Source organism: Niallia alba, from assembly GCF_012933555.1.
In the GTDB taxonomy this organism is placed as follows: Bacteria; Bacillota; Bacilli; order Bacillales; family Cytobacillaceae; genus Niallia; species Niallia alba.
Genome location: NZ_JABBPK010000001.1, coordinates 4,994,048 through 5,006,658, shown reverse-complemented (window position 1 = coordinate 5,006,658; position 12,611 = coordinate 4,994,048). Strand labels below are relative to the sequence as shown.

Below are 12,611 nucleotides of genomic sequence, written 5' to 3'. Positions count from 1 at the left end.
GCATGTAAATGAGACAAGAAGAGTTAGTTAAATTAGTGGACGAATTGACAGTAGAGGAAAAAGTAGATCAGCTTCTACAGCTATCAGCCGATTTTTACACAAAAAAAAATGAAGAAATGACAGGACCATTAACCGATTTAGGGTTAACGGAAGAAAATATTAAACAAGCAGGATCCACTTTAGGCTTATCAGGAGCTCAAGAAGCTATACGTGTCCAAAAAGAATATATGAATAAGCATCGCTTAGGTATCCCAACATTAATGATGGCGGATATTATCCATGGTTTTCGTACCATATTCCCGATTCCCTTAGGATTAGGAAGTTCATGGAGTTTAGAAGCCGCAGAAAAAATGGCGCAAATTTCTGCATTAGAAGCCAGTGTATCCGGTTTACACGTTACTTTTTCACCAATGGTTGACTTAGTGCGCGACCCTCGATGGGGAAGAGTAATGGAATCAACAGGAGAAGATGCTTATTTAAATGGCGAATTTGCTAAAGCATTAGTGCGTGGCTATCAAGGGGAAGATTTGAAAAGCGATACAGATCGAGTAGCAGCTTGTGTGAAACACTTTGCAGCATATGGTGCTCCAGCAGGTGGAAGAGATTACAATACGGTAGATATGTCTGAACGTCAATTAAGGGAAAGCTATTTGCCAAGCTATAAAGCAGCTATTGATGCAGGGGCAAAATTAGTAATGACCTCTTTCAATACAGTAGATGGAATTCCGGCAACTGGAAACGAGTGGCTTTTTAGAGAGATATTAAGAGAACAGTTCGGTTTTGGTGGGGTGGTTATTTCTGATTGGGGAGCAGTGAAAGAACTGATTGCCCATGGAGTAGCTGGAGATGAAAAAAAGGCTGCTGAGCTTGCTATAAAGGCAGGGGTCGATATCGAGATGATGACCACTTGTTATGCTCATTATTTAAAGGAGTTAATCGAGGAAGAAGTAGTAGAAGAAAAGTTGTTAAACGAAGCGGTACTGAGAATTTTAGAACTGAAAAACGATTTAGGATTATTTGAAAATCCTCATCGTGGAGCAGATGCAGACCGGGAGAAAGAAGTAATTTTATCAACATTACATCGAAAACAAGCTAGAGAAATAGCGGCAAAATCGATTGTATTACTAGAAAACAATGGTGTCTTACCATTATCAATGAATCAAAAAGTAGCAGTCGTCGGACCGGGAGCAGATTCACAGGACATCTTAGGAGCATGGTCATGGCAAGGGAAAATGGATGAAGCTGTTTCGTTATTAGAAGGAATGCAGGCAAAATCTGATCATATTATCTCTGCCGAAATGCCTTGTGACTACTTTGAATTATCAGAAGATATGATCTCATGTGCAGTAAAAGCAACGAGTGATGCAGAAGTCATAGTATTAGCTTTGGGTGAACAAGAATGGATGAGTGGTGAGGCAGCAAGTCGAAGTGACATTTGTTTACCGAAAGAGCAGATTAGACTATTCAAGCTATTAAAGGATACAGGTAAGCCGATTATCGTTACTTTATATAATGGCCGTCCATTAGATATTAGTGAACTAGATGGAGCAGCTGCCATTGTAGAAGCATGGTTCCCTGGTACAGAAGGTGGAAATGCGCTAAGTGACGTCTTATATGGAGATGTAAACCCAAGTGGGCGTTTAAGCATGAGTTTCCCTGAAAATGTTGGACAAGTGCCGATTTACTACAATGTAGATAATACAGGTCGTCCTTATGAAGAAAATCCGGATGAAAAATATGTTTCTAAATACTTAGATGTTTCTAATTACGCACGCTATCCATTCGGTTATGGATTAAGTTACAGTGAAGTTATTTACAGTAATTTACAATTAGATAAAGAGGTTATATCAGAGGAAGAAGCCATAGAGGTTACAGTGGAAGTAGAGAATAGAGGGGACTATCTCGTTACAGAAACAGTCCAGCTTTATATTCGTGACTTAGTTGGTGAAGTTGTACGTCCTGTTAAGGAATTAATAGACTTTAAGCAAGTTCAATTAGAAAGCGGAGAAAAGCAAGTGGTTACCTTCGCTATTTCTGAGAAACAGCTTCGGTATACACATAGAAATATGAACTTCTCTAGTGATAATGGTGATTTTGAAGTAATGGTCGGACCAAATAGTATAGAACTTCAATCAAAATGTTTTGAATTAAAAAAGATAAGAGGATAGGAATGAAGACATGAATACTCAAACAGTTACTTTGAATGGGAATGATACGACTTTTTCTTTTCTTCCTAGCGGGGATATATATGAAATTCGTCATAAAGATATAATGGTCAACCAACTCATAGGGAATCTATTAGATGGTAGTGCGAACCAAATCTATTTACGAGTGTTTAAGGAAGGGGAAATTTTCTCTACACCTTTACTTGGTGTTCGATCAGATAGTCAACTATCAGTAGGTGAGCACACATTAATTTGGAGCGGCAGCTTTGAAGGTGTATCCTATGAAGTCCAATTTTTACTAACTTCACATGATGTATGGTTTTGGGAAGTTAGTTTACAAGGGGATCAAACAGTAGATTTATTATATGGGCAAGATATTGGGATTGCAGCAAAAGGAGCAGTTCAATCAAATGAGGCATATGTGTCTCAATATATTGATCATCATATTGATACACAATACGGATATACAATCTGTTCTAGACAAAATCAGCCACAAGGGGCGAAGTTTCCATATCTTCAACAAGGGTGTTTACAAAAGACAATCGGATTTAGTACAGATGGTTATCAATTCTTTGGGAAGTCTTACAAAGAAACAAACATTCCTGAAGCATTGCGAAAGGAAAGCTTGCCAACGGAGGTATATCAATATGAAATGGCCTATGTCTCTTTGCAAACAGAGAAACAACATGTACAAGAGAAACAATCGGTTGTTTTTTATGGTTCTATCTTAGAAAATCATCCAACAGCTGTAGAAAAACCATATTTCACTACTCAACAAATAGAAGAAATTTGGACAGAAGCAAACAAATTGGAGCAGGTTACGAAACCGGTAAATAAAATAACTAATATTGCTAATCAGGTTGTACAAACAGAAATATTGACGCCTAAAGAAGTAAATGAATTATTTGGCAATCAAATAGAAAAAGAGATGGTAGATCAAAAGCTTATGTCTTTTTTCACGGATAATCAGCATCATGTCGTGTTAAAAGAAAAGGAAGTTCAAATGGAAAGACCACATGGGCATATTCTATTGAGTGGTACTGATTTAGTAGTAGATAGACCAGTAATGGCAACAACAGTCTATATGTACGGTATTTTTAACTCACAAATTGTTTTAGGAAACACCTCTATGAACAAGATGATGAGTAATAATAGAAATTCACTTAATATAATGAAGAAATCTGGTCAGCGAATTTATATGAAAATAAAGAATCAGTGGCAGTTATTAGCGATGCCATCTGCATTTGAAATGGGCTTTAACGTCGCTAAATGGTATTACAAGCTGGCGGATGACTTGATTGTAGTGACAAATTATACTTCTGTAGAAGATTATGAGATTAAGTTAAACATCGAGAGTATAAGAGGGGAAAAATATGACTTTATCATTAGCAACCATATTTTAATGAATGATGGTGAAGATTCTATTCCATTCAAATGGAATCAATCAGATCAAGTCATCACTTTTAATGGAACACCTAATTCTACTGTTGGTCAAGGATATCCAGAATTAACGTATCATGTACATGTTGAACAACCCTTTACATTGAAAGATGAAACGGTTTTTGTTTCTTCTGAGGAATCGTCTAGCTTCCCGCTAGTCATGGTAGAATTGAATCAAGAACATGCAGTAAACCTAACTATTCAAGGGAATTTGCATAAAGGAGATTATCAACATCATCGAAAGAATGAAACGGAAGAGACGGAAAGCTATGAGCGTTATCTGGATGAATTACTGAATGGTTTTCAAATGAAGCATGAGAATCCGCTAATTCAGGAAGAAGTAGAGAGAATGAACCTGCTTAGTAGATGGTATTCTCATAATATGCTAGTTCATTATCTATCTCCACATGGATTAGAGCAATATGGAGGAGCTGCATGGGGAACAAGGGATGTTTCTCAGGGGCCAGTTGAATATTTCTTTGCCGTTAATCGTCCTGAAATTGTTCGTGAAATTTTGAAAAAAGTATATGCGAACCAATTCGAAAATGATGGGAATTGGCCGCAGTGGTTTATGTTTGATCGCTTTGAAAAGATTAAGGCAGATGAAAGTCATGGCGATGTAATCGTATGGCCATTAAAGGTTGTTGGAGATTATTTAACATTTACAGGTGATACGAGCATATTGGATGAACCTATTCCATATACAAGCAGACATACATTTGAAAAAACAGCGGCGCACTATCCGTTATTGGAACATGTAAAGAAACAAATTCATTATATAGAAACAAATTTTCTGCCGGATACGTTTTTATCATGCTATGGAGATGGGGATTGGGACGATACCTTACAGCCGTATGATAGCAGGTTAAAAAAGAATATGGCTAGTAGCTGGACAGTAGCTCTTACTTACCAGACATTACGTAATTTGGCAAAGGCATTAAAGGATTATGATAATCAGTATGCAGAATATCTTTTTGATTTGGTGAAAAATATCAAAGCGGATTTTGATAGATTTATATTAAGCACAGATACGATACCTGGATTTGTTTATATGGAAGATTCGAATCATGTGGAATTAATGATACATCCAGAAGATGAAAAAACAAATATTCAATACCGATTATTGCCAATGACGAGAAGTATGATCGCAGAATTAATTACACCTGAGATGGCGGAGCATCATTATCAAATAATTAAAGAAAATTTATATTTTCCAGATGGCGTGCGTTTAATGAATCGTCCTGCATTCTATCAAGGTGGGGTAAGCACAAACTTTAAACGCGCAGAACAGGCTGCTAATTTTGGTAGAGAAATTGGTTTGCAATATGTCCATGCCCATATTCGCTTTACGGAAGCAATGGCGAGGTTAGGGAAGGCGGAAGAAACGTGGAAAGGATTAAATACGATTAATCCAATTGGCATCAAAGACCGAGTGGAAAATGCAGCGATTCGCCAAAGTAATGTTTATTTCAGCAGTTCTGATGGCGATTTCAAAACTAGGTATGAAGCACAAGAGAATTTTGGTAAACTTAAAAATGGCGATGTTGCTGTAAAAGGTGGCTGGCGTATTTACTCCAGTGGCCCAGGAATCTATATAAATCAGTTGATAAGCAATGTATTAGGAATTCGCCAAACGGCGACTACGTTTATTATAGATCCGGTTCTACCAGAAAGATTAAATGGCTTAACAGTAGCCTTTAAATTATTCGATAAGCCTGTAAAAATTAACTATAAGCTAGGACATGAAGATAGAAAGATAATTTTCAATGGCAATGTAGTAGAAGGTAAGTTTGAAGCTAATCTTTATCGAATGGGTGGAATATGCTTAGATAAAGAAGTGATCAAGAAGAACTTACAACAAGAAAATACATTAGAAATATACTGCTAGTAGGAAGGGGTGAAGGCAATGGTAGGGATTAAAGATATAGCTAAGGCAGCTGGTGTTTCTATTTCTACCGTATCCTATGCACTAAATGGCAGTCCAAAGGTAACGGAAGCCACTCGTGCAAGAATAACTGCTATTGCAAATGAACTCAATTATATTCCTAATATGGCAGCGAGAACATTGAAAAAGCAGGAAACAAAAATTATAGCAGTCTACCTGGCTGATTATGGTGGGAGCTTTTATGGCGAGCTATTAGAAGGAATTAAAAAAGGTCTTGCTCATTACAACTACGATATGATTGTTTGTAGTGGGCAAAAGTCCCACCTTTTTCTACCGGAAAGAATGGTGGATGGAGGAATTATATTAGATTGGACCTTTAGCACCGAAGAAATTATTCAATTTGCCAATCGGGGTCATTCTCTCGTTGTATTAGATCGAGAAATAAGTTGCCCAAATGTTAGAAAAGTACTATTGGATAACAAAGGCGGAGCGACCTTAGCGATGGAAAAAATCATTGCAAGTGACCCTAATAAAGTCTATTTAGTAACTGGCCCAGAAGAAGCTTTTGATAGCCGCCAAAGGCTGGAAGCGAGTGAACGTGAATTAGCTCGCTATGGAGTAGAGTATGAGGTTATTCCATCTGCGTTTACAGAGGAATCAGGGTATGCTGCTGCGGAAATTATTCATTCGAAGATGACAGGTCCTCCTGTTACTATTTTTTCTTTTAATGATGAAATGGCCGTGGGAATTTATAAATATTTTAGAAATAAAGATAGAAAGATAGGTACAGATATTTCCCTTATTGGATTTGATAATATAGAAATCGGCTCCTTTTTAAATCCGTCATTAGCAACGATTTCTTATTCTAAGCATCGTTGGGGAATGGTTGCAGCTGAAAAGGTTGTTCAGCTGATAAATAATGAAGAAGCAGAGAATGAATCGATTATCACAAGTTTTGTAGAAGGCAAATCTTTTATCTCTAATAAAAAGTAGGTGTATAAAATGGCTATTTCTAAAGTGAATTTTCGTTCTGAGGTTTTAGGGAAAGTGACTTCTATGAATATATATCTTCCTGATAAAGAGAATAGCGCCCCTATGCCTGTTATCTATCTATTACATGGTTGGTCCGATAATGATGAAGCATGGCTAACTGCCACATCACTTGAAAGATATGCGTCAGACTATGAATTTGCCATTGTAATGCCACAAGTAGATTTAAGTTACTACACAGATATGGTACATGGAAATCGCTATTGGACGTTTTTATCAGAAGAATTACCTGCATTAGTTAGAAAGTGGTTTCGTATTTCGGATCAGAAAGAAGCTAATTTTGTTGCTGGACTATCAATGGGAGGGTATGGCGCAACAAAATTGGCTCTAACTTATCCAGATCGCTTCAATAGCTTCGCATCATTATCTGGAGCGATGGATGTCGTAGAACTATGGAAGAGAGATAGGAATAGAGACAAAGCATTTTCTACTATTTTTGGTTCTATTAACGAACTGGAAGGCAGTAAGAATGACTTATTTTACCTATTAGAAAAAACGAAGAGAAACAGTCAGGTGAAGATGCTGCAAATCTGTGGTACAGAAGACTTCCTTTATCAAGATAACTTAAAGTTTAGAAAGAAAGCACAGGAAATAATTGAGGACTTTCATTATGTTGAAATGCCTGGTGATCATAATTGGGCATTTTGGGATCAAACGATTCAGATTGTATTAAAATGGTTTAATGAGAACTACATTAAAGCGAATAATTAGAGGAAGGGACTGGGATATAAGTATTCCAGCCAAGGATAAATCCGAACAATTATACGGAGATGCTAAAGAAAGTTCCGTATAATTGTTTGGTTTTTTATTTGTTTTTAAAGGATGTTTCCATGAAGTTTAGTGCGATTCCCCGCAGCGGAATACACTTCGCTTTCCGTGGGACTCGCGCTGAGCCGCTTCGGCTTCGCCTGCAGGGTCTCAGGCTGTCTCGCTAATCCCCGTGGCGTCTACGTGTATTCCGGCTGCTACTGTTTTCCCAACTAATTATATTTCCTCTTGTAAAAAGTATGCGAAAGCAGCCGCTATTTACTAGCTAAATTAGATATTGTTCTTCTTTACAGAGTATCTATTTAGTTATGTCCCAGCCTTTAATTGTTTCAAGATGGAAGGGGAAAAGCAGGTTATAAAGAAAGCTTCCATAAGTGGGGGTCTTATTGCCCGTTAAGAGTGGGATAAATCCCCAACAATTTTCGTTCCGTGTGCTTCTTTCATTCCTAATTCGGAAGAAAGGAATGGAAGGTTAGCAGACGTAATTCCGCCACCGGGAATAATAATAATTTTTTCAGAAGCATGTTCTATATAACTTTTAAGTGCAGATAGATTGTCTTCTATTCTTGTCGATAGTGGACCTCCATGTGTTAAAATACGGTGCACACCATGGGAAATGAGCCAGTCAATTGCTTGGCGTTTTCGCTTTGGAGCAATTTCATCAAAAGCCATATGAAAGGTAATCTCCATGCCAGCAGCAGCGGTTAAGCATTTCTCCATCGCCCCTTCATCGATCCAATTATCTCTATTTAGACAGCCAATTACTATTCCGTTAATGCCAAGCTGGTTAAACAGATGGATATCTTGGCACATAATATCCACTTCATCTTCGTTATAAATAAAGTTGCCGCCTCTTGGACGAACGATGGCCATCACCTTTGTATTTGTATTTCGGCAATAGGAAACAGTCTTTGCAGCAACACCATAACTAACAGTTGTTCCTCCAACTGAAAGGTTATCGCATAACTCAATTCGATGCGCCCCCTTTTTAATAGCACTTGGAACGAGGGTGAAGTTTTCAACACAGACTTCTTTTATCATTATTTAATCACCTGCCATTCAAACATATCTAATTTAGATAGTATCATATATTTACTGTGAAAAATCGGTTATACTTAATGGAATATAAAAATTTGGAAAATTAGTAAAATAAGGAGTAGGGATGAGTGAAAGGTCATGGATACTATGACGTCACAGCGCTGTTTCATTATTAGCAAGAATTTGCTATTGGTTTATTAGAGATATTAGAAAAGTCAGAAATAGTTTCTACTCATAGGGTGCAAGATGAGCAGCTGGAAATCTATATAAAAACTAGTGAAGTCTTTCTAAGAAAGTAGGCAAATGGAGAAGGTTATTTATCTGGTTGATCGTATATATTATATTATTTACTTGCATGGATGTTTTTGTCATAGAAAATAGTACAGAGAAAGAGATTGATTTCTATTTTAAGATGGGATTTCATGTTACAGTTTTTATGTGGATCCTGTATTCCTTTAGAAAAAATAATCTGTCTATTAAAGCAGTTATATTTCATCCAAGGAAAGAAAAGTCCTCGTGGGGAAAGTATGTTTTTCTAGAATTATTAGGAGATCTAATTGCTGTAACCTTATTATTTTTTATAATCTTAATTATAGCTTTGAACTCTGAGTCGCTTATTCAAGAAATAATAAATAGTGATAGTGAAGTGGGAGACTCGACTTTTTTTATTGGGAGTCTGTTTGTTACCATTCTCGTTGCGCCAATTGTAGAAGAGTTGTTGTTTAGAGGAATATTGTTCAATAAGTGGAGTGAATCATTAGGTGCCAAAAAGGCATTATTTATTACCTCGTTTTTATTTGGGGTTCTTCATATTGGAAGTTCACCAATTTTTATCGGGCAGTTATTAGCTGGATTCCTATTTTGCTTAGTATATATGAGAATGAAATCGTTAGTGTTGCCAATACTTTTACATATAGGAAATAATAGTATAAGTAGTATAGGCATGTTAATAAATGCAGGTGATGACACAAACATACCGGATATCGCTCTAATGTTAAGTCAAATGAAAGTAGCTGCTATTATTTCAGGGGTTATTTTACTAATATTGGTTCCGATATATAGTTTTTTTATGTATAAATTATCACTAGTGTTGCATAAATGTTGTTAGAATATTCAGTTTAAATATGTCCCCTGTTAAGAGCCAAAAAAGTAAATACCCAACTAAAGGTGGATCCATCCATTTGGAAATTTTTTCACAATTAGACTTAAGAGACGACGACAATTTGTTTATTAAGGAATGGTTTTTCCTTCAATCTTTCGAAGCCAAATATGTGCTGGTTTCCACAAAGCTGCCCGTAAATATCGGCTAATTTGTAGGGTTTTTCGTTTACTTTTTGTCTCGATTTGTGCGAGAACATGCAGGCAAAAAACAATAAGTGCGATAAACACTTGATTCTGAATTGCCCATTCGCTTTGGCCGTAAAACTTTTTGATATGGAGATGTTGTTTAATCCATTTGAAAAATAACTCAATCGCCCAGCGTGATTTATACATCTTTGAGATTTCTTCAGCACTTAAATCAAAACGATTTGTGATTAAATGAAGCTCATTTCCTTTTGAATCAATCACTTTTAGAAGACGAAAGTAATTTTCGGCACGGTTTTGCGTCGTACCAATCAACACCATTTGATCCGACAAAACAGATGTATTCTCGGGTAGTTTAAAATCGTAAACCTCCCGTATGACTGCGTTTTTTCGCAGCCTAGAAAGGAAAAAGTAGCCGTCATCTGTCATCCGATCAAAGCGTTCGTAGTCTAAGTAACCACGGTCAAACACATACATACATTCCTTGTCATCAACCATTACTTCAAGCTGACCGCGGTCATGTTCTTTGGCCGTTGTCATAATGGCCTTTTCGGGATAGGATATACCTTTTTCCATAAACACAAGGCGTAAGTGCAATTTAACACCCGCTTTTGTTTTGCGGAATTTTGCCCATTTATGATTAGTCAAATTGAGAGGCAATGTGCTTGAATCAATGATTTTTAATGGCATCACAAGTTTCGTGTTGTGCGTTTTGGCATGAATTTGTGAAACTAAATCAAGGAAAAGCTTTTGGAATAAGTCTGGATTCATGCCATTTAAACGGCGTGAGAGTTGGGAAATACTGATAGAATCAAGATCAATGCCCTTTTGCAGTTGATCATCGAAAAGACAATCGCTCAGCGCATGCAGACTTTCGACTTCTTCTAGCTGCGCAAAAAGTAATAATTTTAGAAATGACTCTGTCGTTAGTTTTTTCGTATAGAAATCTAATTTCAACGTTTTCACGTTTTCTTCAAATAATTGAAGATTTATTGGTGAAAACCATTGTCCAAATGAAGTTTTTCGTGTAATCTTGTCCATGCGATAGTCCTTTTTAGTGGATTTGGACGGGTTACCACCTAACTTATCCATTATAAAGGACTTTTTCTTTGCATAAAATGATAAAATTGAACATTTCAAGTATTTTTAATAGTTAAATTAAATTAACGCAACACTAGTGATAAATTATATAAAACGACTAAAATGGAAATACCTTATCATGTAAATGTAAAAAATTACAACTAGTTATTGTATTCTAATTTCCAGTATGTTAAAGTATTTGGAAAATAAGAGGTGATTGAAATGGTTAACTGCGTACTTACTATCAACCTTTCACAATTACATCATCATAAACAGTAGTCTTGCTATTTCGATAAAAAATCGTACATAGGAAGACTATTTCTCATGAAACCGCATTTGATTAAGTTTTACTACTTAAATCAAGGGCGGTTTTTTATTTTATTTTAAATGGGAGGCATGAAAAAATGAAGAAGATGAATTACCAAAATGTAAAGGGAACGCTCGATTATTTGCCGGAGGAGGAAGGAATCAGAAGAATTATTCGAAGAACGATTGAAGATGTATTTATTCAGTATGGCTGTAAACCGATTGAGACACCTATCTTAAATTATCAAGAGTTGCTTGCTTCTAAATACGGAGGAGGAGCAGAAATCTTAGAAGAAATGTACACTCTTTCCGATCGGGGCAAAAGAGAGCTTGCATTACGCTATGACTTAACCATTCCATTTGCGAAGGTTGTGGCAATGAACCCAACGATAAAAATGCCTTTTAAACGCTATGAGATTGGCAAAGTTTTTAGAGATGGGCCGATCAAGACAGGCAGATACCGAGAGTTTACGCAATGTGATGTTGATATTGTAGGTGTTCAATCACAAATGGCAGAAGCAGAGCTCATGATCATGGCATTGGATATTTTTAAAAAGTTAAAAATGGACGTAACCATTCAATATAATAATCGGAAATTATTAGCTGGGTTTCTCCGTCAATTGAATATTACAGGGCAAATGATAAACCGAGTGATTTTGATTTTAGATAAAATCGAAAAAATTAGTAAAGATAAAATGAAGGCGGAACTAAGAGAAGCTGGATTAGAACAAATGGCGATAGACGCAATTGAAGCATTTTTACAAAAGGACTTGGATGGCATAGTGGAGCAGTATCAACAGATGGCTGAAAAGGAAGAGAGTATTAAACAAGGGCTAGAAGAATGGAACGAATTACAATCTTATATAAAACGGCTAGGAATGGAGCCATATTGTGTATTCAATCCATTTCTTGCGAGAGGTCTTGAAATTTATACAGGAACCATTTATGAAATTTTCTTAACTGACAAAAGAGTGAAGTCGAGCATTGGTAGTGGAGGAAGATATGATAACACGATAGGTGGTTTAATTGATTCCCAGGAAACCTATGCAACGGTTGGTATTTCCTTTGGATTAGATGTAATTTTATCCGCACTTTTATTAGAAGAGACTTGTTTAGACGCTAAAGGATTAGATTATTACATTATTCCGATTGGTTGTTCAATGGAAGCTCTTTTAGTGGCAAAAGCCCTTCGAGACCAAGGGTTTAAAGTAGAACTAGAATTAGGAAAGAAAAAACTTGCAAAAGCTTTAGAAAAAGCAAATAAAGAAGGTGTCAAAAAGGTAGTTATGATAGGAGAAAAGGAAGTGGCTGGAAATACCTATACAGTTAGAGATATGGAAACGGGAGAGGAATGGTTGGAAAAATTTAATTATTAATGGGGATGTGGCAGTAGATGGGGGATATTTACTGCCTTTATTTATGTTTGTCAAAGTTAGGAGCGTTGTTAATTGTTAAGGCCATTTTTGTGAAAAAGGGCAGTCAAGAGGTAACAGAGAAGCATTCTCTGTGACCGAAAACAAGAGGGAAAGCGGAAAAAGGTAACAGAGTCGAGGTCAAAGTCATTCATCCTAAAA

Annotated in this window: 8 protein-coding genes; 6 read left to right on the top strand and 2 right to left on the bottom strand. The window is 36.5% G+C overall.

Annotated elements, in window-relative coordinates; translation table 11 throughout:
- The first annotated feature begins 8 nt into the window (after positions 1-8).
- The 4 genes from HHU08_RS23690 to HHU08_RS23675 are packed head-to-tail and all read left to right on the top strand — an operon-like array spanning position 9 to position 7,251.
- Positions 9-2,168 (top strand): glycoside hydrolase family 3 N-terminal domain-containing protein, encoded by a 2,160-nt coding sequence (locus HHU08_RS23690; RefSeq protein WP_101728936.1) that lies wholly within the window; start codon positions 9-11, stop codon positions 2,166-2,168.
- Positions 2,169-2,178: 10 nt separating this feature from the next.
- A complete protein-coding gene (locus HHU08_RS23685; RefSeq protein ID WP_169189467.1) occupies positions 2,179-5,493 on the top strand; it encodes a GH36-type glycosyl hydrolase domain-containing protein in 3,315 nt (1,104 codons plus the stop codon).
- An 18-nt stretch (positions 5,494-5,511) separates the two neighbouring features.
- Positions 5,512-6,483: a LacI family DNA-binding transcriptional regulator gene (locus HHU08_RS23680; protein WP_016201589.1), complete on the top strand. Its 972-nt coding sequence runs from the start codon at positions 5,512-5,514 to the stop codon at positions 6,481-6,483.
- A 9-nt stretch (positions 6,484-6,492) separates the two neighbouring features.
- Complete coding sequence (locus tag HHU08_RS23675; protein ID WP_016201590.1) at positions 6,493-7,251, top strand: alpha/beta hydrolase; 759 nt, start codon at positions 6,493-6,495, stop codon at positions 7,249-7,251.
- 450 nt (positions 7,252-7,701) lie between these two features.
- Here HHU08_RS23675 and HHU08_RS23670 read toward each other — a convergent pair whose 3' ends face one another.
- Positions 7,702-8,349 carry a copper homeostasis protein CutC gene (locus tag HHU08_RS23670; RefSeq protein ID WP_169189466.1) on the bottom strand — a complete coding sequence of 216 codons (648 nt, stop codon included), beginning with the start codon at positions 8,347-8,349 and terminating at the stop codon, positions 7,702-7,704.
- Between the two features lie 322 nt (positions 8,350-8,671).
- Here HHU08_RS23670 and HHU08_RS23665 point away from each other — a divergent pair, with 322 nt between their 5' ends.
- Positions 8,672-9,454 (top strand): CPBP family intramembrane glutamic endopeptidase, encoded by a 783-nt coding sequence (locus tag HHU08_RS23665; protein ID WP_169189465.1) that lies wholly within the window; start codon positions 8,672-8,674, stop codon positions 9,452-9,454.
- Positions 9,455-9,576: 122 nt separating this feature from the next.
- Here the strand turns inward: HHU08_RS23665 and HHU08_RS23660 are convergent, their stop codons facing one another.
- Positions 9,577-10,692: an IS4 family transposase gene (locus tag HHU08_RS23660; protein ID WP_100525938.1), complete on the bottom strand. Its 1,116-nt coding sequence runs from the start codon at positions 10,690-10,692 to the stop codon at positions 9,577-9,579.
- Between the two features lie 443 nt (positions 10,693-11,135).
- On the opposite strand from HHU08_RS23660, the gene HHU08_RS23655 reads away from it, so the two are divergent.
- Positions 11,136-12,413: a histidine--tRNA ligase gene (locus HHU08_RS23655; RefSeq protein ID WP_016201596.1), complete on the top strand. Its 1,278-nt coding sequence runs from the start codon at positions 11,136-11,138 to the stop codon at positions 12,411-12,413.
- The last annotated feature ends 198 nt before the right edge of the window (positions 12,414-12,611 follow it).

What these genes read in the sequence shown, in the direction of transcription:
- HHU08_RS23675 (WP_016201590.1), top strand. Translation starts at nt 6,493, where the DNA reads ATGGCTATTTCTAAAGTGAATTTTCGTTCTGAGGTTTTAGGGAAAGTG.
- HHU08_RS23680 (WP_016201589.1), top strand. Translation starts at nt 5,512, where the DNA reads ATGGTAGGGATTAAAGATATAGCTAAGGCAGCTGGTGTTTCTATTTCT.
- HHU08_RS23660 (WP_100525938.1), bottom strand. Translation starts at nt 10,692, where the DNA reads ATGGACAAGATTACACGAAAAACTTCATTTGGACAATGGTTTTCACCA.
- HHU08_RS23670 (WP_169189466.1), bottom strand. Translation starts at nt 8,349, where the DNA reads ATGATAAAAGAAGTCTGTGTTGAAAACTTCACCCTCGTTCCAAGTGCT.
- HHU08_RS23655 (WP_016201596.1), top strand. Translation starts at nt 11,136, where the DNA reads ATGAAGAAGATGAATTACCAAAATGTAAAGGGAACGCTCGATTATTTG.
- HHU08_RS23685 (WP_169189467.1), top strand. Translation starts at nt 2,179, where the DNA reads ATGAATACTCAAACAGTTACTTTGAATGGGAATGATACGACTTTTTCT.
- HHU08_RS23690 (WP_101728936.1), top strand. Translation starts at nt 9, where the DNA reads ATGAGACAAGAAGAGTTAGTTAAATTAGTGGACGAATTGACAGTAGAG.